This is a genomic window from Micromonospora sp. DT47 (assembly GCF_049844475.1).
Classification (GTDB): domain Bacteria; phylum Actinomycetota; class Actinomycetes; order Mycobacteriales; family Micromonosporaceae; genus Micromonospora.
Map to the genome: position 1 here is coordinate 148172 of NZ_JBNCLC010000012.1, position 21428 is coordinate 169599.

At 70.2% G+C, this 21428-nt stretch carries 24 protein-coding genes and 2 pseudogenes; 11 read left to right on the top strand and 15 right to left on the bottom strand.

The genetic code is table 11. The annotated features are described in order from the left end of the window. Positions 1 to 21 precede the first annotated feature (21 nt). The gene (locus tag ACLQ2U_RS19915; RefSeq protein WP_425752197.1) at positions 22 to 2655 is read left to right on the top strand and encodes a CHAT domain-containing protein; all 2634 of its coding nucleotides are present in this window, start codon (positions 22 to 24) and stop codon (positions 2653 to 2655) included. A gap of 5 nt (positions 2656 to 2660) precedes the next feature. Here the strand turns inward: ACLQ2U_RS19915 and ACLQ2U_RS19920 are convergent, their stop codons facing one another. Further along, on the bottom strand, positions 2661 to 3140 hold the full coding sequence (locus ACLQ2U_RS19920; protein WP_425752198.1) for a hypothetical protein: 480 nt from the start codon (positions 3138 to 3140) through the stop codon (positions 2661 to 2663). Further along, positions 3140 to 3724 (bottom strand): RNA polymerase sigma factor, encoded by a 585-nt coding sequence (locus ACLQ2U_RS19925; protein WP_425752199.1) that lies wholly within the window; start codon positions 3722 to 3724, stop codon positions 3140 to 3142. The genes ACLQ2U_RS19920 and ACLQ2U_RS19925 overlap by 1 nt, the downstream gene beginning before the upstream one ends. 305 nt (positions 3725 to 4029) lie before the next feature. On the opposite strand from ACLQ2U_RS19925, the gene ACLQ2U_RS19930 reads away from it, so the two are divergent. Continuing rightward, positions 4030 to 4815, top strand: coding sequence for an AfsR/SARP family transcriptional regulator (locus ACLQ2U_RS19930; RefSeq protein WP_425752200.1), 786 nt, complete (start codon positions 4030 to 4032; stop codon positions 4813 to 4815). Between the two features lie 24 nt (positions 4816 to 4839). Here ACLQ2U_RS19930 and ACLQ2U_RS19935 read toward each other — a convergent pair whose 3' ends face one another. The 3 genes from ACLQ2U_RS19935 to ACLQ2U_RS19945 form a co-directional block, all read right to left on the bottom strand. After that, complete coding sequence (locus ACLQ2U_RS19935) at positions 4840 to 7035, bottom strand: FG-GAP repeat domain-containing protein (RefSeq protein WP_425752201.1); 2196 nt, start codon at positions 7033 to 7035, stop codon at positions 4840 to 4842. Between the two features lie 81 nt (positions 7036 to 7116). Then, on the bottom strand, positions 7117 to 7449 hold the full coding sequence (locus tag ACLQ2U_RS19940) for a hypothetical protein (RefSeq protein WP_425752202.1): 333 nt from the start codon (positions 7447 to 7449) through the stop codon (positions 7117 to 7119). 170 nt (positions 7450 to 7619) lie between these two features. Next, positions 7620 to 7940: an ArsR/SmtB family transcription factor gene (locus tag ACLQ2U_RS19945; protein ID WP_425752203.1), complete on the bottom strand. Its 321-nt coding sequence runs from the start codon at positions 7938 to 7940 to the stop codon at positions 7620 to 7622. Positions 7941 to 8027: 87 nt separating this feature from the next. On the opposite strand from ACLQ2U_RS19945, the gene ACLQ2U_RS19950 reads away from it, so the two are divergent. Next, on the top strand, positions 8028 to 8699 hold the full coding sequence (locus ACLQ2U_RS19950) for a haloacid dehalogenase type II (RefSeq protein ID WP_425752204.1): 672 nt from the start codon (positions 8028 to 8030) through the stop codon (positions 8697 to 8699). A gap of 30 nt (positions 8700 to 8729) precedes the next feature. On the opposite strand, the gene ACLQ2U_RS19955 is transcribed toward ACLQ2U_RS19950, so the two are convergent. Beyond that, on the bottom strand, positions 8730 to 9293 hold the full coding sequence (locus ACLQ2U_RS19955; protein WP_425752205.1) for a YceI family protein: 564 nt from the start codon (positions 9291 to 9293) through the stop codon (positions 8730 to 8732). A 280-nt stretch (positions 9294 to 9573) separates the two neighbouring features. Between ACLQ2U_RS19955 and ACLQ2U_RS19960 the strand changes: the two genes are divergently transcribed. Beyond that, positions 9574 to 10509 (top strand): NAD(P)-dependent oxidoreductase, encoded by a 936-nt coding sequence (locus tag ACLQ2U_RS19960; RefSeq protein ID WP_425752206.1) that lies wholly within the window; start codon positions 9574 to 9576, stop codon positions 10507 to 10509. A 54-nt stretch (positions 10510 to 10563) separates the two neighbouring features. Here the strand turns inward: ACLQ2U_RS19960 and ACLQ2U_RS19965 are convergent, their stop codons facing one another. The 3 genes from ACLQ2U_RS19965 to ACLQ2U_RS19975 all read right to left on the bottom strand — a co-directional run bounded on the left by ACLQ2U_RS19965 (position 10564) and on the right by ACLQ2U_RS19975 (position 11955). After that, positions 10564 to 10914 (bottom strand): hypothetical protein, encoded by a 351-nt coding sequence (locus ACLQ2U_RS19965; protein ID WP_425752207.1) that lies wholly within the window; start codon positions 10912 to 10914, stop codon positions 10564 to 10566. A 96-nt stretch (positions 10915 to 11010) separates the two neighbouring features. Further along, positions 11011 to 11460 (bottom strand): VOC family protein, encoded by a 450-nt coding sequence (locus ACLQ2U_RS19970; protein ID WP_425752208.1) that lies wholly within the window; start codon positions 11458 to 11460, stop codon positions 11011 to 11013. An 81-nt stretch (positions 11461 to 11541) separates the two neighbouring features. Further along, positions 11542 to 11955, bottom strand: a complete 414-nt coding sequence (locus ACLQ2U_RS19975) for a DUF2267 domain-containing protein (RefSeq protein WP_425752209.1) — start codon at positions 11953 to 11955, stop codon at positions 11542 to 11544. 491 nt (positions 11956 to 12446) lie between these two features. On the opposite strand from ACLQ2U_RS19975, the gene ACLQ2U_RS19980 reads away from it, so the two are divergent. The 3 genes from ACLQ2U_RS19980 (at position 12447) to ACLQ2U_RS19990 (ending at position 14246) form a co-directional block, all read left to right on the top strand. Then, positions 12447 to 12671 (top strand): amidohydrolase family protein, encoded by a 225-nt coding sequence (locus ACLQ2U_RS19980; RefSeq protein WP_425752227.1) that lies wholly within the window; start codon positions 12447 to 12449, stop codon positions 12669 to 12671. Positions 12672 to 12840: 169 nt separating this feature from the next. Further along, on the top strand, positions 12841 to 13986 hold the full coding sequence (locus ACLQ2U_RS19985) for a hypothetical protein (protein WP_425752210.1): 1146 nt from the start codon (positions 12841 to 12843) through the stop codon (positions 13984 to 13986). Between the two features lie 122 nt (positions 13987 to 14108). Further along, positions 14109 to 14246, top strand: a complete 138-nt coding sequence (locus ACLQ2U_RS19990) for a hypothetical protein (RefSeq protein ID WP_425752212.1) — start codon at positions 14109 to 14111, stop codon at positions 14244 to 14246. Positions 14247 to 14326: 80 nt separating this feature from the next. Here the strand turns inward: ACLQ2U_RS19990 and ACLQ2U_RS19995 are convergent, their stop codons facing one another. From ACLQ2U_RS19995 to ACLQ2U_RS20005, 3 genes are all read right to left on the bottom strand, one after another. Further along, the gene (locus tag ACLQ2U_RS19995; protein WP_425752213.1) at positions 14327 to 14635 is read right to left on the bottom strand and encodes a MoaD/ThiS family protein; all 309 of its coding nucleotides are present in this window, start codon (positions 14633 to 14635) and stop codon (positions 14327 to 14329) included. Beyond that, entirely contained in the window at positions 14632 to 15747 is a 1116-nt protein-coding gene (locus ACLQ2U_RS20000; RefSeq protein WP_425752214.1) for a WD40/YVTN/BNR-like repeat-containing protein, read from the bottom strand. Before ACLQ2U_RS20000 ends, ACLQ2U_RS19995 begins: the two co-directional genes overlap by 4 nt. Positions 15748 to 15850: 103 nt before the next feature. Continuing rightward, positions 15851 to 16093: an MFS transporter gene (locus ACLQ2U_RS20005; protein ID WP_425752228.1), complete on the bottom strand. Its 243-nt coding sequence runs from the start codon at positions 16091 to 16093 to the stop codon at positions 15851 to 15853. 118 nt (positions 16094 to 16211) lie between these two features. Here ACLQ2U_RS20005 and aceB point away from each other — a divergent pair, with 118 nt between their 5' ends. Next, positions 16212 to 17789 carry a malate synthase A gene (gene aceB, locus ACLQ2U_RS20010; protein WP_425752229.1) on the top strand — a complete coding sequence of 526 codons (1578 nt, stop codon included), beginning with the start codon at positions 16212 to 16214 and terminating at the stop codon, positions 17787 to 17789. Positions 17790 to 17816: 27 nt separating this feature from the next. Continuing rightward, complete coding sequence (locus tag ACLQ2U_RS20015) at positions 17817 to 18272, top strand: FAD-binding protein (protein WP_425752216.1); 456 nt, start codon at positions 17817 to 17819, stop codon at positions 18270 to 18272. Here ACLQ2U_RS20015 and ACLQ2U_RS20020 read toward each other — a convergent pair. Continuing rightward, complete coding sequence (locus ACLQ2U_RS20020; RefSeq protein WP_425752217.1) at positions 18269 to 19183, bottom strand: IS5 family transposase; 915 nt, start codon at positions 19181 to 19183, stop codon at positions 18269 to 18271. The two genes, ACLQ2U_RS20015 and ACLQ2U_RS20020, sit on opposite strands and share 4 nt — an antisense overlap. Before the next feature lie 184 nt (positions 19184 to 19367). Further along, a complete protein-coding gene (locus tag ACLQ2U_RS20025; RefSeq protein ID WP_425752218.1) occupies positions 19368 to 19925 on the bottom strand; it encodes a dihydrofolate reductase family protein in 558 nt (185 codons plus the stop codon). Between the two features lie 39 nt (positions 19926 to 19964). Here ACLQ2U_RS20025 and ACLQ2U_RS20030 point away from each other — a divergent pair. Continuing rightward, positions 19965 to 20147: pseudogene (locus ACLQ2U_RS20030) on the top strand (IS5 family transposase); the annotation flags it as partial. A 13-nt stretch (positions 20148 to 20160) separates the two neighbouring features. On the opposite strand, the pseudogene tnpA reads toward ACLQ2U_RS20030, so the two are convergent. Beyond that, positions 20161 to 20529, bottom strand: a pseudogene (gene tnpA / locus ACLQ2U_RS20035) (IS200/IS605 family transposase). A 66-nt stretch (positions 20530 to 20595) separates the two neighbouring features. Between tnpA and ACLQ2U_RS20040 the strand changes: the two are divergent. After that, positions 20596 to 21428 (top strand): RNA-guided endonuclease InsQ/TnpB family protein (locus ACLQ2U_RS20040; RefSeq protein ID WP_425752219.1); only part of this gene is annotated, 833 nt, incomplete at its 3' end.

Here is a 21428-nt window from a genome sequence, read left to right on the forward strand (position 1 = left end):
GAAGGTTTCTAGACTTGACTGGTGTCACCTGCCGGCGGCCATGTCCGGGCGACCCCTGAGGGGCTCCCCGACCGCCTGCTGCCGCTGGCGTTGTCGCGTCCCGCCGAGGCGTTCGCGGAGGCGAGCCGGCTGCTCGACGGGCAGCCCGATGCCCGGAGCGCGTCGATCGCCTGCCAGGTCCGGGCGATCGTGCTGCGCGACGCCGACCGCACCGCCGAGGCGATCGCCGAGCTGCGCCGGGCGCTGCGTTTCGCCGAGCGATCGGAGGCGGCCGGGCGCCTGGCCGACGTCCAGGCGACCCTGGGCCTCACGCTCGGCCTCGCGGGCAGCACGGCCCCTGGCCTCGCGATGCTGGACCGGGCGGTCGCGAACAGCGCCGGCGTCCACGCCGGGCGCGTCCTGACCCGCCGGGGGTACCTGTTGCGCGTGCTCGGTCGCTATGACGATTCGCTGGCCGACCTGCGCCAGGCGATCCGGCTGCTGCGGCGGGGCGGCGACCACGTGTGGGAGGCTCGCGCGCGGGTGCATCGGTTCCTCACGTACGCCGCGCTGGGGCAGGCCGCGCGCGCCGACCGCGACCTGGCGGTGGCCGGGCGCCTGCACGCGGCCGCCGGGCAGGATCTGGAGTCCGCAATGGCCGTGCACAACCGTGCCGACCTGGCATTCCAGGCCGGCGACATCCCCGCTGCCCTCGGCTTCCTCGACGAGGCGGCCGCGCGGTACGAGGCGCTGGGGACGTCCTGGCCGGCCCTGGCGATCGACCGGTGCGCCGTGCTGCTGGCCGCCGGTCTGGCCATCGAGGCCGTCACCGCGACGGACGAGGCGCTGCGTCGCCACGCGCGCGGAGGTGGCAACGGAACCAGCACCGCCGAGCTGCTGTTCGCCGTCGCTCAAGCGGCGCAGGCGGCCGGGCAACCGGCGCTGGCTGCGGAGCGGGCGGCCGCGGCGCGCGACCTCTTTCGCAGGCAGGGCCGCCAGGGCTGGCAGGCACGGGCGACGTTCGTCGTGCTCCAGTCGCGGTACGCGGCCGGACACCGCGGCGGTCACCTGTCCACACAGGCCAGCCGGCTCGCCGACGAGCTGGACGTGCTGAAGGCGCCGGAGGCGCCGTCGGCGCACCTCTTCGCCGGCCGGCTGGCGGCCGACCGGCGACCGTCGGAGGCCGACCGGCACCTGGCCCGCGCGGCCCGCTTCCGCGACCGGGGTCCGACCTTCGGCCACGCCGCCGGATGGCTGGCCCACGCTCTGCGCGCGGAGGCACGGGGCGCCACCGCCGCGGCTCTCATCGCGTGTCGGCGCGGGTTGGCGGCGGCCGGCGATCACCAGCGGGCCATGGCCGCCCCGGAACTGCGGGCGCACGCCGCGGCGTACGGCGTCGACCTCGCCGCGCTCGCCCAGCGGCACGCGGTACGGCGGGCTGACGCCCGCATGCTGCTGCGGTGGAGCGAACGGTGGCGGGCCAGCGCCCTGACCGTGCCCGCCGTTCGTCCGCCCGACGACCGCGACCTCGCCGGCGAGCTGGCCGCCCTGCGTAACGTGGTCAAGCGACTGGACGCGGCGCGTGCGGCGGCCGCGCCCACCGACCGCCTGGACCAGGAACGGCGCCACATCGAGGCGGCGATCCGGTCGAGGACGCGCCGGACGACCGGTGCCGCGCACCGGTCCGGGCCGTCCGACGACGGCGACGTCGTGGCGGAACTCGCCGCGGGGCTCGGCGACCACCGCCTCGTCGAGCTCACCGCCCTCGACGGACAACTGCACGCCATCACCGTGGTGGGGCACCGGGTACGGATGAGCGCTGTCGGACCGGTCGAGTCGGCGGTACGCGAGCTGGAACTCGCGCGGTTCATGCTGCGCCGGCTGGCGCGTGGGCGGCCGCCGGCCGGGGCGCTCGCCGCCCTCGACGCCGCCGGGCACCGCCTGCAACAGGCGCTGCTCGGTCCGGCCGCCGCCGTCGTCGGCGACGCGCCCGTCGTGGTCGTACCGCCGGCCCGTCTGCACGCGGTGCCCTGGGCGCTGCTGCCTGCGCTGCGCGCGGCGCCGATCGTGGTGGCACCGTCCGCGGCGACGTGGTTGCGGGCCGCGCGCCTGCGGGCGCCGAGGCGGCGCCAGGTCGTCCTGGTTGTCGGCCCCGGCCTGCGGGGCAGCGCCGAGGAAATCCGGCAGATAGGCGACCGTTACCCGGACGCGCTCACCCTGGCCGACGGTCAGGCGACCGCCGAGGCGGCGCTGTCCGCGCTGGACGGCGCGTGGACCGCGCACATCGCGGCGCACGGCAGTTTCCGCAGCGACAATCCGCTGTTCTCCGCGGTGTCGCTCGATGACGGTCCGCTGACCGTGTACGACCTCGGCCGGCTGCGCCACGCCCCGCGCCGGCTGGTCCTGTCCAGCTGCGAGTCCGGCGTCGCGGCCCCCGTCGCCGCCGACGAGCTGCTCGGTGTGGTCACGGCGCTCGTCCCGCTCGGCATGGCGAGTCTGCTGGCGAGCGTCGTGCCGGTCAACGACGCCGTGACGGCGCCGCTGATGGTCGACTTCCACGAGCGGCTCAGGGCCGGTCGGTCGTTCGGCGCGGCGTTGCACGCGGTCCGCGAGTCCGTGGCGGGCGATCCCGTGGCGATGGCCACCGCGCTGTCGTTCGTGGCCCTCGGCCGGTGAGCCGGTCACAGGTTGACCCAGGACGTGGTGACCGGCTTGCCGGCCCCGGAGCGACATCTGAGCCGGACCGGGCCGGGTGACACCCCGCAGAGGACAAATCGTCCCAGGGCGTCGAGGCGCAGACTTTCGCGGCGACCGTCGCCGTGTTCGAGCACGCATTCCGCGGGACCCACGCCGATCACCTGTCCAATGAACGTCAGGCCCTCGGTGGTGCCGGTGACCTCCAACTCGATTCGGAGGCCGCCGCCGTCGAACGACAGGAGGCGATCGCCGACCATGTCGGCCGCTCGCCGCACCGGTTCGTAGGCCAGACCTCGGGTCGTGGCCGTGGAGTCGGCGACCAGCCGGGCCAGCTCACCGTCGAGGTCTCGCGTCCCGACCGCCGCACGCGCCGCCTCCCGGACGGCGTCGGGTACGGGGTCCACCTCGGTGGCGATGCTTCTCAGCCGGGCCAGGAGGTCGTCGTCGTTGTCGTCGTGGTGCATCACGGCCGTCCCGGGGAAGTCTCGGCGGATGGGGTTTCGCATGAGCCGGCGGCCCACATGAGGGTGCGGAGCTTTCCCAGACAGCGCTGGCGTCGTGGGCCGATGCTGCCGACGGGGGTGTGCAGCGCCTCGGCGGCTTCCTTGTAGCTCGGCGGCGGGTCGGCCATCAGGACCCTGAGCAGCGCCTGGCAGGGTTGGTCGAGGCTGCGGAACGCCCGCCACAGCGCCAGGTCCCGCTCCCGTCGCAGCATCGCGCCGTCGAGCGGGTCGGAGCCGTCGGCCAGATCGTCCCAGCTGTCCGTCGGTACCTGTCGTGCTCGTCGGCGCAGGACGGCAAGGCACTCTCGGCGCATCGTCGTCGCGAGCCAGCTTCCGAGCCGCTGCGGATCCCGGAGGGTGTCGAGCCGCTCCACCGTGCGCAACCACGTCGTCTGCACCGCGTCCGCCGCGTCCTCGTCGCCCAGCCGCATGGCGCGCGCGATGGACCACAGGAGACCGGTGTACCGGTCGGTGAGGGTGCCCCAGGCTGCCTGGTCACCGGCGCGGACCCGCTGCACCAGCTCCTCGATCTCGTGATCGCGCACCGGGTCCATCGCAGCCCCTCGTGATCTGTTGGCGGCGCGGAGATGTCTCGATCGCATCGGCATCGTCCGAGGTGACCGTGTCACCCATTCTGCGGACCAAAATCGGTGTAGTCCACCGCCGCCTGGACCAGCATCTCCGCGGGTCGGGCAGCCGCCCGTCGGATCTGACACCACATTGAGGCGGACGGCCGTGCATCTGATACGACGAGACACAGAATTGTCGGATCAACGACCTCCCCTGCCTCTCCTGGTGGACCTGGAGGTTGATGCCGTATCAGGCGGGCTCCTGCCCACTCCTACCTGACGTGTTGCGCGAAACCGTGGACGGACCGTCCCCGAGGGCGGACGTCCGGCTGGAGCTGATGGGCGGTTTCCGTCTGCTCGCCGGGGGGGCCACGGCCGACGTCGTCGGCAACGCCCAGCGACTCCTGGCGTACCTGGCGCTGACCGGGCCAGCCGCCCGGGTGGTGGCGGCGGGGACGCTCTGGCCGGACGTCCCGGACCGTCGCGCCCTCGCCAGCCTGCGCACGGCGATCTGGCAGTGCAACCGGGCGGTCGGCGGGCTGGTTGACGCCGGCGAGAACCGCATCGCGCTGGCCGGCTTCGTCCGCGTCAACACCGCCGAGCTGGCCGGCCTCGCGACGATATCCGGCGACGACGCGGCGGACGTGCTGCGGAGGCTGCGCGGCGAACTGCTGCCCGGGTGGTACGACGACTGGGTGCTCCTCGAACGCGAACGGCTGCGACACCTGCGCCTGCAGGGGCTGGAGGACCTCGCGCTCCGGCTCGCCGCGCGCGGGAGGTTCGCCGTCGCGTACGAGCTCGCGTTCGAGGCGGTGCGGTGCGAGCCGCTGCGGGAGAGCGCCCACCGGGCCGTCATCGCCGTTCACCTCGCTCAGCACAACGTCGTCGAGGCGGTGCGCGACTACCACCGGTTCCGCCATCTGCTCCTGGACGAACTGGGCGTCGAACCGTCCGCCGAGCTGGCCGACCTCGTCTTCGGCCGGGCGGCCCGTCGCGGGCGCGCAGCCGGCGACTTCCTGCCGCGGCCTGAGCCGGTGGGCGCGCGCTCCACGACATCGCGTCGCTGACCGCGCGCCCGCCGGCCGTGCCGGTCAGGAGCGCGACACCCACACCCCGGCGTCGCCGAAGCCGACGACGTCGGCGCGGCCCTCGCCGGTGATGTCCGCCAGGAAGCGCGGGTGCTTCTCCACCCGCCAGCCGCCCGCGCTGTAGGCGAAGTTGGCGATCACCCGGCCGGGGTTCTCGAAACCGCCGCCGGCGAGCGCCCGGGACACCCAGACGCCGGCGTCGCCGAACCCGACGATGTCGCGGCGGCCGTCACCCGTGGTGTCCGCCAGGAACCGCGGGTGTCGCTCCACCCGCCAACCGCCGGCGTTGTACCCGAAGTTGGCCACCACGAGCTGCGGCGCGCTGAACGTCCCGTTCGCCTGCCCGTACGACACGTACACGCCGGCATCGCCGAACCCGACGATGTCGGGCCGGCCGTCGCCGTTGACGTCCACCACGAACCGCGGGTGCTTCTCCACCCGCCAGCCCGAGTTGTAGCCGAAGTCCGCGAGGACGAACTGGGGTGGGCCGAACGTGCCGTTTGCCTGCCCGTACGAGACCCACACCCCGGCGTCGCCGAACCCCACGATGTCCGCCCGGCCGTCGCCGTTGACGTCGACCACGAACCGCGGGTGCTTCTCGACCCGCCAACCGCCGGCGGCGTAGCCGAAGTTGTTGAGGACGAACTGGGCCGGGGCGTAGGTGCCATCGGCCTGCGCCCGGGACACCCAGACGCCCGCGTAGCCGAACCCGATGAGATCCGCCCGACCGTCCCCGGTGGTGTCGGCCACGAAGCGCGGGTGCATCTCCACCCGCCAGCCGCCGGCGACGTAGCCGAAGTTGTTGACGACGAACTGGGGTGCGCCGTAGGTCCCGTCCGCCTGGGCGTGGGAGATGTAGACGCCGGCGTCGCCGAACCCCACGATGTCCGCGCGGCCGTCGCCGTTGACGTCCACCACGAAGCGCGGGTGCTTCTCCACCCGCCAGCCGCCGGCGGCGTACCCGAAGTCGTTGACGACGAGGTGCGGCGTCTCGAACCGGCCGTCGGGCTGCGAGCGGGACAGGTACACGCCCGCGTCGCCGAAGCCCACGATGTCGGCGCGGCCCTCGCCGGTGGTGTCCACCACGAAGCGCGGGTGCTTCTCCACCCGCCAGCCGCCGGCGACGTAGCCGTAGTTGCGCACCGCCAGCTGCGGCGCCCAGCCGAGGTGCCCGGGCGTGTACCCGCACAGCTCGAAGGAGTTTCCCTTCATCAGGCAGGGGACGCCGCCGTCGGCGGCGCAGTTCTGGCAGTTGCCGTTGACCAGCCCGAACCGCCCCCAGCTCCCGCCGCAGTCACAGCCGCTGCTGGCGTACTCGTCGGGGCAGTTGAAGATGTGCCCGGTCTCGTGGGCGAACACCCGGTCGATGTTGTCCGGCCCCCAGCCGTCGTTGTTGTAGTCCATGACGAGGTACGGGCCGCCGAGCCAGGCGTACGCGAACCACCCCAGCGGATACTTGGTGAAGAACGCGCAGTACGTCCAGCGGGTGCCGAACTTGCCGCGCAGGCTCTCCACGTAGTCCCTCACACCGGCCGGGTCGGCGCTGAAGCCGATGGCCGCCATTGCCGGGTTGCGCCAGTGCGCCTCGAGATCGGGCGCGTTCCGGTCCGCCGCCACGTTCAGCACCACGTCCTGGATGTCGTAGGCGAAGCTGATACCGGCGAGCGGGTTCGTCACGGCGTAGAACCCGAGCCCGTTCTGCACCTCGGCGATGACCTTCGTCCGCTCCGCGTCGGAGAACTGCAGCTCCGGTGTCGGGCCCTCGACGATGACGATGCCGACCGCGACCGTGCCCTCCAGGTAGGAGCTGGTCGGCGCCGGAGCCGCGGCCCTGCCCGGCGCGGCGGCCTCTTCACCGGTCGGCTCGGCCCGGGGCACGACGGTGGTGCAGTCCGGCATGTCCCACTCCTCGCCCCGGCGCGGGCGGTTCTCCTTGGCCGTCTGGAACTCCGCGGTCTCCCGCAGCCCCAGTGCGGCCAGCCCGAGCCGCTCGACCTCGCTCAAGCCGCCGGGCAACCCGCTCAGGTCCAGCGCCTCCGGGGCGGCAGGCCGGCCGGCACGCCGCGCCGTGTCGGCGTAGATGCCGACCCGCCCGTAGCGGTGGATCGGCTGGCCGCGCTCCGGCCGCGCGGCCTCCCGCCGCGCCGCTGCGGTCTCCTCGACGACCGCCCACTCTGCGATGTTGAGATCTCCAGCCATGTCCGGCCCCCACTCCCTTCCAGGGCGGCGCAGCCCGCCGCCAGTCAGGAATCAGTGAATGCGGGTGGCGTCAGCGCGGCGTCAACGACGCGAACCGGGCGGCAGATCGGGCGGCAGGTGGCCCGGCGCATCCCACGGCAGCCCTTCACCAGGGCGGCGTTTTCCGGCACGGCGGGTTCGCCACGCGGAAACGAACATGCGCTCGGCCGGAGACAGCTCGTCGAGGACGGTGTCCGGCACGTCGTCGGCGTAGGCGGTCGTTCCCGGCACGTTGACCGACGTGTCCCCGGCGGCCAGCGCCAACCGGGGAGGCAGGACCTGCGTCACCTGGGCGACCCGGCGCAGCGCCTCGAGGACGCGCTCCGCATCCGCGCCGTGGTCGATCAGGATGAGCGTTTCGTCGTGGCCGTCCATCACGGGCACCTCCCGCCTCGAGTGTTCCCCATCACGCGGCCATTGGCGGAGGGAACGTCCCGCACGTCCGCAGCGGCCATCCCACAGCGACGTCGCCGCGCGGCCGATGGATAAAGAGTCGGCATGAACAGTCGATACGTCGGCTGTGAAGCTATCGTCGACGGAGGCTGCTACCCGACCCGGGGCTCGGCCGCGAGGATCGCTTGGAGCAGCCCTGGGAAGCGGGCGTCCAGGTCGTCGACGCGCAGCACGTTCAGCTTGGCGTTGCCCGCGTCCCACTGCCGCACCACGCCGGCCTCGCGTAGTACCCGGAAGTGATGGGTACGGGTGCTCTTCGCCAGCGGCAACCCGAACGAGGTGCAGGTGCGGCGCTGTTCGACGTCCGCGGCCAGCATCGCCACGATCCGGCGCCGGTGGGAATCGCTGAGCGCGTGCAGCACGGCGTCCAGACTCATCTGCGCCCGCGTCGGCTCCGGCAACCAGTCCCCCATCGCACCCATCCTCTTGTGAAGGTTCGATGATTATCGTACCTTCTCGAAGGTACGACAACCTACGAACCTGAGAGGCGGCTCGCTCCGATGCTTGCCCTGCTGTTCGACGTCAACGAAACGCTGCTGGATCTCTCCGCACTCGACGAACCGTTCACCGAGTTCTTCGGCGACCCGGAAGCCCGCCGCACCTGGTTCCAGTCGGTCCTGCACACGGCGATGGCGGTCACCGCGGCCGACGACTACGTCTCCTTTTCGGACATCGGCGCCGCCGCGATCCGGCAACTCGCCGACGCCCGGGGACTGCCCGTCGACGAGGCGGTGGCACTGGCGCGTCGCCTCCAGGACCTGCCGCCGCACCCGGACGTGGTGCCCGCGCTCACCCTGCTCGCCGAAGCCGGCGCCCGCATGGCGACGCTCACCAATTCACCGGCACCCGTCGTGCAGAACCAGCTGCGCAACGCAGGAATCAGCGACTACTTCGAGGCTGCGATCTCCTGCGACCAGGTCCACGCGCTCAAGCCCGCCCCGCAGCCCTACCGGCACGCCGCCGACGTACTCGGCCTGCCGATCGGGGAGGTCACCCTGGTGGCCGCTCACGGCTGGGACATCCACGGAGCCCAGGCGGCCGGGGCCCGGGGCGCCTTCGTCGCCCGGCCCGGCCAGCGCTTGCTTCCCGTGGGCCAGCCACCCGCGATCACCGGCCCCGACCTGCTCGACGTCGCCCGCCAACTCGTCGCGGCCACCGAGCGTGGGAAGTGAACCCCGTTGCTACCGGAACAGGCGCTGCCGCTACCCGTCGCCCTCGCCGCCTCCGAGGCGGACATCGATCTCCACCTCGACGTCGTCACGGACCTTGAGCGCGCCGAGGAAGGCCGAGTACGGCTTGATTCCGTACGCCGACTGCGTCACCACTGTCGCGGCGCGGTACCGGTCGGGCGTCACTTCGCGCACCTCGATGTCGATGGGGGCGGCGACCCCGTGCAGAGTGAGTGTTCCACTGATGGTGGCGGAGTCGTCGCCGGTGACGACCCGGGTGGACTCGAAGGTGGCCGTCGGGTGGCGGTCGACGGCCAGCGTCAGCCGGGCGTTGGTCTCGATCTCGCCCCGGTCCTTGTCGGTCAGCGGTACTGCGCCGCCCGTGCCCTCCCGCACGGCCAAGGACCCCAACTCCACGCGGGCCGTCGCGGTGGCATCCACCGGCCCGGTCTCGGGAACGTTGATCTCCACTGACCAGTCGGTCACCTCGATGGTCAAGTCGTGGCCGACGGTCGAGCCCACACCCTTGCGGCCCGTGCGCAGCAGCATGCGCCCGTTGTCCGGGCCAAACCGCAGCATGCCGGTGCTGATCGCCACCCGCCCAGCGTAGGCGAAATGACCATTGCTCACGCCGTCGCCGCCCGAAGAGCAATGGATGTACCCGTCAAGCCCGTCGCGCCCCGCGCGCTGGGCGTGTGGTCGTAGTCGTACGCCTGGGGCGCGTACATCATGTCGGCTCGTAGCGGTAGACGCTCCGGTACGGTGGCGGGCCGTGAGGTAGATCTTCTCCTGGCGGAAGCGGTGCCGCAGATAGTCGGTCAGGCCGAGTTGGCCGTGCAGCCGGGCGGCGGGCCTTTCCCTGGCTAGACGCTCCCGCGTGGTTCGTGGAGACGATGGTTGGGTTCATGCACAGACTGCGCGGGCAAATTGGCAGGATGGGGCCATGGCCACGGTCGCTGTGATCGGTCTGGGTGGGATGGGTAGCCGGATGGCCGGCCGGTTGCTCGATGCCGGCCATGACCTCGTCGTCTGGAACCGCACGCCGCAGCGGGCCAGCGATCTTGTGGCGCGTGGCGCGGTCGCTGCCGACAGTCCGGCAGACGCTGCCCGCCGCGCCGACATGGTCATCACCATGCTGTCCGACCCGGCGGCGCTCCAAGATGTGGCCGAGGGCCCGCAGGGCATCCTCGCCGGTGCCACCGCCTCGACGACCCTCGTGGAGATGTCCACGGTCGGGCCGGCTGCCGTGCGACGGTTGGCAGGGATGCTGCCGGATGGCGTTGGCCTGCTCGATGCGCCGGTGCTCGGCAGCGTCTCGGAGGCCGAGTCGGGTTCGCTGCGGATATTCGTCGGAGGGCCGGAGCCGCTTGTCCAACGGTGGATGCCGGTGTTGGGCGCGCTGGGCTCGCCGCTGCATGTCGGGCCGCTCGGTGCCGGCGCGGCCGCCAAACTGGTCGCCAATTCGACCCTGTTCGGGGTGCTCGCTGTTCTCGGTGAGGCGCTCGCTCTCGCGGACGGGCTTGGGCTGCCGCGGGACATCGCGTTCGAGGTCCTGTCCGGGACTCCCATCGGCTCGCAAGCGGATCGGCGGCGGCCAGCGATCGAGTCCGGTCAGTTCCCGCTGCGGTTCGCGCTGTCACTCGCCCGTAAGGACGTCGATCTGGTCGTGTCGGCCGCCGAGTCGGCAAGTGTCGAACTGCCGGTCGCGGCGGCCGCCCGGCAGTGGGTCGTGGCAGCCCAGGAAGCCGGCCTCGGCGACCGGGACTACTCGGCCGTAATCGCGCACATCACCGACACTGCCCGATCAGCCTGAAACCCGGCCGTGCGACAGGCCCGTCAGGTGGCGGTTGAACTCCGGATGCACGGTTCAGCGGCGTCGACTCAGCCGCTCCCAGGCGCGGCGCCGGTTCACCTGCACCGGGTTGTGATCCGCGTTCTCGACGACTCCGGCCGGCGGGTCGTCGCCCGGATCGTGCATCTCGGCACCGGGTACCGACAGCACGACGCCCCGCTCGTACAGGTCGGCGATCTGCTCCCGGTGGGCGAAGCGGTGGGACCGGTCCGGCCCCGGCGGTGCCACGATGACGCCGTGGAAGATGTCCAGCCGTTCGTCGGCGAGCACATGCTCGACCACGCCGACGGGTGCCGAGTCGACGTCGTAGACCCGGGTGCCGACGGCGAGCGCGAGGTACGAGACCTTCGTGCCGAGATCCTCCACGACGTTCACGGTACCCGCCGCCTGATCACCATGGGCCCGATCACGAATGGCTGGTCTGGCCATGACCAGGGCTGCCGGCAGCGCCGATCGTCAGGCTCAGGCGGAGGCTGCCCGACCCATCTCGGCGAGGATCCCGGTGCCCTGACCAAGCTCGATCAGGTAGCCGTCCGGGTCCCGCAGGTAGCACCGGATCTCGACGCCATGATCCTTCGGCTCGGTCAGGAACTCCCCACCCCGTGACCGCCACTGCTCATAGACCTCTCGGACGTCAGTGACCCGGACGTTCATCGCGGAGCTGAGCGTGTTCGGATCCGGCGGCGCCTGGGCTTGCACGCCCGGTTTGTCGTCGGTCGGACCACCCTCATTGTTGATCACGATGTAGCTGTTCTGGAACCGCAGGATCGCCGGCTGGCGTTCCCGCACCACCGTCGCACCCAGCACCCGGCGGTAGAACTCCCGTGAACGGTCCACGTCCCGCACGATCAGCAGGTGCGTGAGCACCAGCCCACCCTCGGGCTGGAAGTAGTCCGGCGCCTCGCTCGCCATCCACGCCTCCCCCGGTCCCAGTCGGCAGCGGCGTACCCGCGTGCAACGCGGGCACACCTGCTCCTGCCGCAACTGTGCGGGCTACGAGCCGGGGCGCCGCCCGCCACCGGCACCCACCGGTTCGATCACCTGCCAGAACTCCGTCGGAAGCTGGGCCACCGCGTCGTCGAACTCGTCACGGGAAACAGCCTCACGTAGCGTGGTGAGCGCCGCGCGGACCCCGGCACCGGCGAGCGCACGGTCGACGCCCGGGCGGTCCCCCACCCGCTGCACGAACTCTTCGAGCCCGAACGACGACGTGGCATGTTCCCGTCTAAGCGGTTCGCGCAGGCAGTCGTCAAGCCCTTCCGGAAGCTGATAGGCAAGGTCCTCAGCCTGGCCGGCGCTGATCCGACCTGCCAATGTCTCCAACGTCGCGCGGGTGAGTGTCGCCGCCTGATCGGTCGACACCTTTGCCCGCGTGGCCACTGCGTTGATGAAATCCTGGTATTCCACCTGATTCTCCTCTCCGGCCGGATCGCCGTCCAACCGTTGCCGACGTGTCCCATCGCTCCGCGGCCGAGGCCGAGTGGGCGGATGCCCGGGATGGATTGGAGCGAGCATCCGAGCGCCAACACCGGGGCGGGAGTTACGAACCCCTGACCTCGATGCGCCCCGGTCGGGTTCGGGGCACCTTGCCCACGCGTACCGTCAATGGCACCTCACCTCAAGGGCCGGGGCGAACTCCTGCCTCGCTCGACAGCCTTCCCCGAAAGAGGTGACCGTGCCTCATCCCGATCGGGCGAACCGGCAATGCCCCCCGACGGCGACCTCCTCGAGATTCCGACGACCGGGAGGCTGAGCTGGTCGACCGTGAGGCGGCCGCAGATTGCTGGGCCGCGTCGCGAGGAGGGTCAGCGGCGCAGGCGGCGGGAGCAGGCGCCGTCGTGGTCGGCGCGGAGCAGGCAGCGCCGGCCGCCGGGCATCAGCAGGTCGCAGAAGACCCGATGGCGTACGTTCTGGCGCTGCCGCTACCTGTCGCGCTCGCCGCGTTCACCGCAGGCTCGGCGTACGTCAACCATGACGCCGGCGGCGGCACGATCGCAGTCGGCAGGCGGGCGGACCTGGCCGTGCTCGACCGCAACCTGTTCGCCACCGGCGCGGGACTACCCGCCGACGCGCGCGTCACCCACACGATCGCCAACGGCACCGTCGTCTACGAACGCTCCTGAAGAGGCCCGGTCAGGCCTGTGCCGACCGGCTCGCCCAGTGCGGCGACAGAGAGAGCCTGATTAGTACCGTTTGACACTAGATGTGGCGTTGCAAACATGGCACAACCCGTATGGCCACCCGGAGAGACGTGAAGCAGCATGTAGGCAGGGCCTTAATGGGGTGGTTCACGTGGTCAGTACCTGTAAAACTATTCGGAATTTTCGCCAGTTCCCAGTGGAAGCCCAGCGATCGGCGGATGCCGCAGCAGAGGAGCGTGAGCAGCACCTCCGCACGATCATCAAAAAACGCAGCAGCAAAGCCGCGAAACTGTCGGCTAATGCGGACCACCGGCTGCGGCGTCTGCTAGGAGACGACAACTGGGCGGACTTGAGGAAACTGATGCAGCAGGAACGGTTGACTTTTCGTGACCTGCTTCAGCCACCTCAAGGGTTGACGTCGAGCTACGGCAAACTCGACAAAGCCCGGAAACAGAAGGCCGACGCATTCCTGCGGAGTCGAGACATCAGGCGTGACGCGATCGTTGAGATAGCGAAGGACTACCACGAGGCGCTAGCCGGCGTCTTCACGGCCGACGACAAGATCAGCCCCGGGTTCCACCTCTCGAACAACCTCGACAAATGGTTGAGCCTGTCTCCGTTCCACGATCATGCGCTGCCCTGGGGAGTCTTCGAACCCGACGACAGCCAGGGCCCGCACCGATGGGAGGTCTTCCGGCCGCCGTTCTTCGGGTTCAACTTCGGCTTCGTCCCGGTGCACAATGACAACTTTGTCGTTGATCGGATTCACACCCTGAACCCGTCGGTCGGAGACGTGGGCATCTCCATCACGATGGACAACAGCGACGCAGGCGACTTCGACTATGCGTCCGGCGACGCATTCAGCGCAATCGCATTCGCTTTCGTACCGCCAACGACAGGTCTGGTCGAGGTCCTCATCGACGCGCAATGCGTCGAGGCAACGCACCGCTTGGAAACAGAGGACGAATGGGGATGGTCGAACTCCCGCACAGGCCAGAGTAACTTCCTGATGCTCGACGTCCTGCATCCCAACGTGTCCGAGCCGTCATATGCCGAGATGTCGGTATTCGACGAGCAGACCGACGACGACGAGAGTTTCCTGCAGGAGAAATTGACTCGTGGTGCCCACTACTTCGCGCAGTTGTTCAGCGCGGGACCGGTGCCGGCAGGTCAGTCCGTGGTCGTGTGCGCCGGGACGCGTTCGTTCGACAAGAGCGGCACAAACGACGTGTCCATTCACAGCACGTCCGACTTCCGGTGGTTCATCAGCTCAATAGAGGTCCGAATCTCGCCGTAGGAGGAGGCCCAGATATTATCCCGAGCCTGATTCTCCTTGGCCTTTTCCTCGGGCGCTGGTGGTGGCTGCCGCTGCTGATCTCAGCCGTTGGTTGGCCCATCCTGCTCGTCGCCACGGGGTCGATGAACGTCGAGCCGGGCTTGTTCGCCGCGTCCGGGCTGGCGCTGCTGAACGCCGGCGTCGGTGTCGTGGTCCACCAGGCCGCCCTCTGGACGGCTCGGCGGGTGCGCCGCGCGATGAATCCCTCTTCGCGCAGGTGATGCGGCGTCAGCAGCGGCGCAAGGTGTTTAGGCGCGGAGGAACTCCCGCCACCGTTTCCGGTCTCTGACGCTGCGGCGCCCTATCCCCCGGCCATCGCTCCGAGGATGATGAACGGTTCCTCGCCGGCGATGACCCGCTCGGGCAGTGGCGCGTCGGGCGACTCGTTGGACAGGTCCTCCTCACACGCGTAGAAGCGGACGAACGCCCGGCGCTTGGCGCTGCGGCGGTCGCGGATCGTGCCGAGCAACATCGGGTACTGCGCCTCGAGGGTGTCCAGTACCAGGCGCTGGGTGACCGGCCCGGCACCCGGACCGGGCACCTCGAGACGTACCTCGCCGGTGACGTGAGCCAGGTTCTTCAGGTGGGCCGGGAGGACGACCCGGATCACGGCAGCACCTGGGCTTCCACGGAGAGCACGGCCGGCAGGTCCCGTACGATCGGCGCCCAGCTGTCGCCTCCGTCGGCCGAGTGGTAGACCTGGCCACCGGTGGTGCCGAAGTAGACCCCGCACGGGTCGAGCGCGTCGACCGCCATCGCATCGCGCAAGACGTTGACATAGCAGTCGGACTGAGGCAGGCCCTTGGTCAACGGCTCCCAGTCGTCGCCACCGGTGCGGCTGCGGTAGACGCGCAGCTTGCCCTCCGGCGGGAAGTGTTCGGAGTCGCTCTTGATCGGCACGACGTAGATGGTCTCCGGTTCGTGCGCGTGCACCGCGATCGGGAACCCGAAGTCCGACGGCAGGTCGCCGCTGATCTCGCGCCAGTTCGCACCCGCGTCGTCGGTGCGCATCACGTCCCAGTGCTTCTGCATGAACAGGGTGTCCGGCCGGGACGGGTGCTGGGTGATGTGGTGCACGCAATGGCCGACCTCGGAGTCCTGGTCGGGGATCTCTCCCGAGCGCAGGCCCTTGTTGATCGGCAGCCAGCTGGTGCCGGCGTCGTCGCTACGGAACGCGCCCGCCGCGGAGATGGCGACGTAGATCCGGTCCTTGTTCACCGGGTCCAGGATGATCGTGTGCAGGCACATCCCGCCGGCACCGGGCTGCCACGTCGGCCCGGTCGGGTGCGTACGAAGGGCGGTGAGCTCTTTCCACTTCAGGCCGCCATCGGTGGACACGTAGAGGGCGGCGTCCTCCGCACCCGCGTACACCGTGTCGGGGTCGTCGCGGGACGGCTCAAGGTGCCAGATGCGCTTGAACTCCCACGGGCGCGGGGTGCCGTCGTACCACAGGTGCTCGCCGACCTCGCCGGAGTAGGCGAAGTCGTTGCCGACCGTGGTCCAGCTCTTGCCGCCGTCGTCGGAGCGCTGGATCAGCTGGCCGAACCAGCCGCCGGACTGGGACATGTAGAGCCGGCTCGGATCGGCCGGCGACCCGGTGAAGTGGAAGATCTCCCAGCCGCCGAAATGAGGTCCGTCGACCGTCCAGTCGCCGCGCCTGCCGTCCGACGTCAACGTGAACGCGCCCTTGCGCGTGCCTACCAGCACCCGTACGCCGCTCATACCCTCATCCTTCCGTTCTGTTCGACGATGCACTCAGGTAAGACCGTCCGCTGCGCCGAAACTCATCGGTCTCAGTCAGTCCTACTCTCCAGGTACGACGAAGTCACCCCTGTTCCTGGCCGGCGTCGAAGTGCTCCCGCAGCTTCGGAACGGGCGAGAACAGCAGGATCAGGGTCGGCAGCAGCAGACCCGCCACCCCGACGAAGAGGGCGCCGCGCACCCCCAGGGCGGTGGCGGCCACGCCGGCGGCGACCGAGCCGAGCGGGACCGCGGCGTAGCTGGCGAGCCGCATGACCGCGTTGACCCGTCCGAGAAGGTCGGCCGGGGCGACCGTCTGAGATCGAATCCGCGGACCTCGGCTTCACCTCTCGCGGTGCATCGATCGTGCAACTAGAGTCGACGCCAGCATCCCGTGGATCGATCCGACTGCATCTTCCCTCTACGGTGAGGAGCGCGTCTTGGGTATGCCCGACGGCGTCGAGATAGCCGGACCCCGGCACGACCGTTACCAGGAGATCCTCACCCCGGAGGCGCTCGGCTTCCTGGCCGACCTGCACCGCGCCTTCGACGCCCGACGGCGTGAGCTGCTCGCCCGGCGCGCCGAACGCGAGGCGGCGCTGGCCGCCGGCGACCTGCTGGACTTCCTGCCCGAGACCCGGCACGTCCGCGACGGCGAGTGGCGGGTGGCCCCGCCCGCACCTGGGCTCGTCGACCGCCGGGTGGAGATCACCGGACCGACCGACGCAAAGATGACGATCAACGCCCTGAACTCGGGCGCGAAGGTCTGGCTCGCCGACCACGAGGACGCCAACACGCCACTGTGGGAGAACGTGATCGGCGGCCAGCTCAACGTGCGCGACGCGATCGACCGGAAGCTCTCCTTCACCTCCCCGGATGGCCGGCGGTACGCACTCCACGACGGCGAGCTGGCGACCATCGTGTTCCGACCACGCGGGTGGCACCTGACCGAGAAGCACATCCTGGTCGACGGCGAACGCACCTCAGGAAGCCTGGTCGACTTCGGCCTGTACTTCTTCCACTGCGCCGCCCGGCAGCTCGAACGCGGGTCCGGACCGTACTTCTACCTGCCCAAGATGGAGAGCCATCTGGAGGCACGGCTCTGGAACGACGTGTTCCTGCTCGCCCAGGAACGGCTCGGCATCCCCCGCGGCACCATCCGCGCGACCGTGCTCATCGAGACCTACCCGGCGGCGTTCGAGATGGAGGAGTTCCTTTACGAACTGCGCGAGCACTCCGCCGGCCTCAACGCGGGCCGGTGGGACTTCATGTTCAGCGTGATCAAGAATTTCCGCACCCGCGGGCGGGACTTCCTGCTGCCCGACCGGAACGCGGTGACGATGACCGCGCCGTTCATGCGCGCGTACACCGAACTGCTGGTGCGCACCTGCCACAAGCGCGGGGCGCACGCGATCGGCGGCATGGCCGCCTTCATCCCCAGCCGCCGCGACCCGCAGGTGAACGAGACGGCCCTGGCGAAGGTCCGCGACGACAAGACCCGCGAGGCGGGTGACGGGTTCGACGGGTCCTGGGTGGCCCACCCCGACCTCGTACCGGTCTGCCGCGAGGTGTTCGACGGCGTGCTCGGCGACCGGCCCCACCAGCTCGACCGCACCCGCGACGACGTACGCGTCACCGCGGCGCAGCTGCTCGACGTGCGCGGCACCCCGGGACAGCGCAGCGAGGCGGGGCTGCGAGATGGCATCAGCGTCGGCATCCAGTACCTCGCCAGCTGGCTGCGCGGCACCGGGGCGGTGGCCATCTTCAACCTGATGGAGGACGCGGCGACGGCCGAGATCTCCCGCTCGCAGGTATGGCAGTGGCTGCACAACGACGTCACCCTCGACGACACCGGCGAAAAGGTCGACCGGGACCTCGTCGAGCGGCTCGCCGACGAGGAACTGGCGAAACTTCCGGGCGACCCGGCCGACTACGCCGAGGCCCGCGCGCTGTTCATGGCGGTCGCCGTGGCCGACGACTTCGTGGACTTCCTGACCCTGCCCGCGTACGAGCGGATGCCCTGACCCCGAGACCGCGACGGGAGGTCGGCGATGACCACGACGGACATCAACACCCTCGCCGCGACGCTGCGGGCGGTGCTCGGCGACGGGCAGGTGATCAGCGACCGCCAGGAGCTGCGCACCTACGAGTGCGACGGGCTCGCCCAGTACAAGGTGGTACCCGCCCTGGTCGCGCTGCCACGGGCCGCCGCCGAGTGCGCGGCGACGGTCCGGGCCTGCGCGGACGCCGGGGTGCCGTTCGTCGCCCGTGGCTCCGGCACTGGCCTGTCCGGCGGGGCGCTGCCGCACGCCGACGGGGTGCTCATCGTCACCTCGCAGCTGCGCGCGATCCGCGAGGTCGCCCCGCAGGACGAGCGAGCCGTGGTCGAGCCCGGCGTGATCAACCTCCAGGTCACCCGGGCGGCCACACCGCACGGCTACCGGGATGCGGGCCAGGGCTTCGCCGTTCAGGGCGGGGGTGAGGGCCCGCGTGGGAGGGCCGGCTAGGCCGTGTTTCGTAAGGCGCGCAGCCATTGGTTGATGGCGGCGATGGTGAGGGTGGCTTCGTAGCGGACGGCGAGTTTGTCGTACCTGGTGGCCATGGCGCGGTGCTGTTTGAGCTGGTTGATGCCGCACTCGACAGCGTGCCGCTGCCGGTAGATGCCGGGATCAAATGCGGGTGGGCGCCCGCCTTGGGATCCCTTCGCTTTGCGGTGGGCGTCCTGGTCGACCTTGCTCGGGATGCAGGCCCGGATGCCGCGCGCGCGTAGATGGCCGCGGTTGGCCTTGGACGTGTAGGCCTTGTCCGCGAGCACGATCTCAGGGCGGGTCCGCGGCCGACCGCTGCCGGGTCTGGCCACCCTGATCTTGCGTAGGACCGCGATGAACTGCGGGCTGTCACCGCGCTGCCCAGCGGTCACCACCCCGGCCAGCAGCTTGCGGCCTTGTTCACAGGCCAGGTGCGTCTTGGTGGTCCAGCCGCCCCGGGAGCGGCCGAGCCCGTGATCGTCCGGTTCCCGCGTGATCCCGCCCGGCGGTTCCTTCTGCATGTCGCCGTCGCGTCGGGCACCGGCGGCGTGTTGATGGGCCCGGCTAATGGTGGAGTCGACGCTGACCGTCCAGCCGATCAACCCGCAGGCGTCCGCGCGGGCCTGCAACGAGGCGAGGATCTGAGCCCAGACACCGTCGCGTTGCCACCGGCGGAACCACCGATACAACGTCGGCCAGGGCGGATACACCTCAGGCACGTCTCGCCATGGTGACCCGGTGCGTACCCGCCACCTGATCCCGTCGATGATCTGTCTGTTGGCCCATCTGCGCGGCCGCCCGTGACCTGCCTGCGCAGGCAGCAACGGCTGCAGTACCGCCCACTGCGAGTCAGTCAGGTCGTGGCGCCTCGCTGCCGCTACGCTCGGCACGAGGTCTCCGGTTATAAAGTTCTGCTTGGTCGCTGAACCACATACCGGAAACCTCTTCAGCTACCTATCACCGCCACGCCGCGAGCCGCGACGACACCAGCCGCCATACGAAACAGGGTCTTAATCCACCGATCAATGACGACGCCGCGCTGCCGGTGAGCTGGCGGCGATGGACTCCTGTGATTCAGCGCGCGCGGCGGTAGTGCATGGCCACCGCGCCGTTGCGGAGCGGCTTCGCCGAGAGCAGCTCGAGCTGGCGCGTGCCGGGCAGCCCGCCCTGGTACAGCGTCGGGCCGTGGCCGGCGATCCTGGGATGGACGAGCAGCTTGTACTCGTCGATCAGGTCCAGCCGGTCGAGCTCGGTCGCGAGCTTGCCGCTTCCGAGGAGGACCCCGGCCGGGGTCGCGTCCTTGAGCTTCTGCACGCCCTCGCGCAGATCGCCGGCGATGTGGTGGCTGTTGGTCCACGGGAAGTCCTTGCGCGTCGACGACACCACGTACTTGGGTTTGGCCCCCAGCTTGACCGCCCACTCGCGCATGGCCGGCGGCGCATCCTCATCGCCGCGGGCGACGGCCGGCCAGTAGCTCTCCATCATCTCGTAGGTGACGCGACCCCACAGCATTGCCCCGCCCTCGTCCATGAGACGGGTGAAAAAGGCGTGCGTCTCGTCGTCGGCGATCCCCTCCTGGTGGTCGACGCAACCGTCCAGGGTGAGGTTGAGGCTGAAGGTGAGGAGTCCCATGGCCGGCGAGTCTAACGCCACTTCTAGGTCGGCAAAGTGCAGCCTCACCCATTTGATCCCGTTGTCTACCGGCAGCGGCACGCTGTCGAGTGCGGCATCAACCAGCTCAAACAGCACCGCGCCATGGCCACCAGGTACGACAAACGCGCCGTCCGCTACGAAGCCACCCTCACCATCGCCGCCATCAACCAATGGCTGCGCGCCTTACGAAACACGGCCTAGGCCCGAGCGTGCTCTAACCCGGCCGATTCTGCTGCTTGATGTACTGGCGCAGGACGGTCAATGGTGCGCCGCTGACGGGCCCGGCGAAGTAGGAGGCCGACCAGAGCCGGTTGGCCCGATAGTAGTGGCGCGGCCAGGTCGGGGAACTCCTGGCGCCTCCGGCGTGAGGACACGCCCTTGAGGCTGTTGACCAGCTTCGACAGGGCGACCTTGGGCGGGAAGTTGACCAGCAGGCTGATGTGGTTGTGCTCGCCGTTGAACTCGACCAGCTCCCACTCGAAGTCGGCGCACACTGCCCGCATGATCTCCTCCATGCGCCTGAGATGTCGGTCACCGAACACCGTGCCGGAACTTTGGTCACGAAGACCAAGTGGGCATGCAGAGCGAAACGCCGTGCCTGCCAGTCGGGGCGGCTCTAGTGTCGGCCATGGATGGTTGACTGTCCGATGTGCAGCTCCGATACAACTACCGCGTCTACCCCACTGCCGGGCAGGAGGAAGCGCTGGCGCGGGCGTTCGGGTGCGCGCGGGTGGTGTTCAACGACGGGCTGCGCGCACGCCAGCGGGCCCGCGAGGCGGGCGAGGCGTACCTGCCGGATGGGGAGTTGTCGAAGCGGGTCATCACCCAGGCCAAGCACAGGCCCGAGCGGGCGTGGCTGGGTGAGGTGTCGGCGGTCGTCCTCCAGCAGGCCCTCGCGGACCTGAACATCGCCTACCGGAACTTCTTTGCCTCGATCAGCGGCAAGCGCAAGGGCCGCAAGGTGACCCCGCCCCGCTTTCGGTCCCGAAAGAACAGCCGGCAGGCCATCCGGTTCACCACCAACGCCCGGTTCAAGGTGCTCGACAACGGCCGGCTCAGGTTGCCGAAGGTCGGGGACGTGGCGGTGCGCTGGTCCCGGCGCCTGCCGGCGGCGCCCACCTCGGTCACGGTCATCCGGGATGCGGCGGGACGGTACTTCGCCTCGTTCGTGGTGGCCACCGCCGACGAACCGCTGCCGCCGGTCGACGCCGAGGTGGGTATCGACCTGGGGTTGACGCACTTCGCGGTCCTGTCCAACGGCAAGAAGGTCACGGCGCCGAAGTTCCTGCGCCGGGCGGCCCGCAAGCTGCGCCGGTTGCAGCAGGACCTGTCCCGCAAGCGGCGGGGCAGCAACAACCGCAAGAAGGCCGTCGTCAAGCTGGCCCGGGCGCACGCGCGGGTGACTGACACGCGGCGGGACTGGCAGCACAAGCTCTCGACACAGTTGATCCGCGACAACCAAGCGGTGTACGTCGAGGACCT

Excerpts from the sequence above, each read along its gene's own strand:
- ACLQ2U_RS19970 (WP_425752208.1), bottom strand. The coding sequence starts at position 11,460 with ATGGCGAGCGAGGCGCCGGACTACTTCCAGCCCGAGGGTGGGCTGGTG.
- ACLQ2U_RS20015 (WP_425752216.1), top strand. The coding sequence starts at position 17,817 with ATGACCACGACGGACATCAACACCCTCGCCGCGACGCTGCGGGCGGTG.
- ACLQ2U_RS20000 (WP_425752214.1), bottom strand. The coding sequence starts at position 15,747 with ATGAGCGGCGTACGGGTGCTGGTAGGCACGCGCAAGGGCGCGTTCACG.
- ACLQ2U_RS19980 (WP_425752227.1), top strand. The coding sequence starts at position 12,447 with ATGGCGTACGTTCTGGCGCTGCCGCTACCTGTCGCGCTCGCCGCGTTC.
- ACLQ2U_RS19950 (WP_425752204.1), top strand. The coding sequence starts at position 8,028 with ATGCTTGCCCTGCTGTTCGACGTCAACGAAACGCTGCTGGATCTCTCC.
- ACLQ2U_RS19935 (WP_425752201.1), bottom strand. The coding sequence starts at position 7,035 with ATGGCTGGAGATCTCAACATCGCAGAGTGGGCGGTCGTCGAGGAGACC.
- ACLQ2U_RS19990 (WP_425752212.1), top strand. The coding sequence starts at position 14,109 with ATGAACGTCGAGCCGGGCTTGTTCGCCGCGTCCGGGCTGGCGCTGCTG.
- ACLQ2U_RS19945 (WP_425752203.1), bottom strand. The coding sequence starts at position 7,940 with ATGGGGGACTGGTTGCCGGAGCCGACGCGGGCGCAGATGAGTCTGGAC.
- aceB (WP_425752229.1), top strand. The coding sequence starts at position 16,212 with ATGCCCGACGGCGTCGAGATAGCCGGACCCCGGCACGACCGTTACCAG.
- ACLQ2U_RS19940 (WP_425752202.1), bottom strand. The coding sequence starts at position 7,449 with ATGGACGGCCACGACGAAACGCTCATCCTGATCGACCACGGCGCGGAT.
- ACLQ2U_RS20025 (WP_425752218.1), bottom strand. The coding sequence starts at position 19,925 with ATGGGACTCCTCACCTTCAGCCTCAACCTCACCCTGGACGGTTGCGTC.
- ACLQ2U_RS19920 (WP_425752198.1), bottom strand. The coding sequence starts at position 3,140 with ATGCACCACGACGACAACGACGACGACCTCCTGGCCCGGCTGAGAAGC.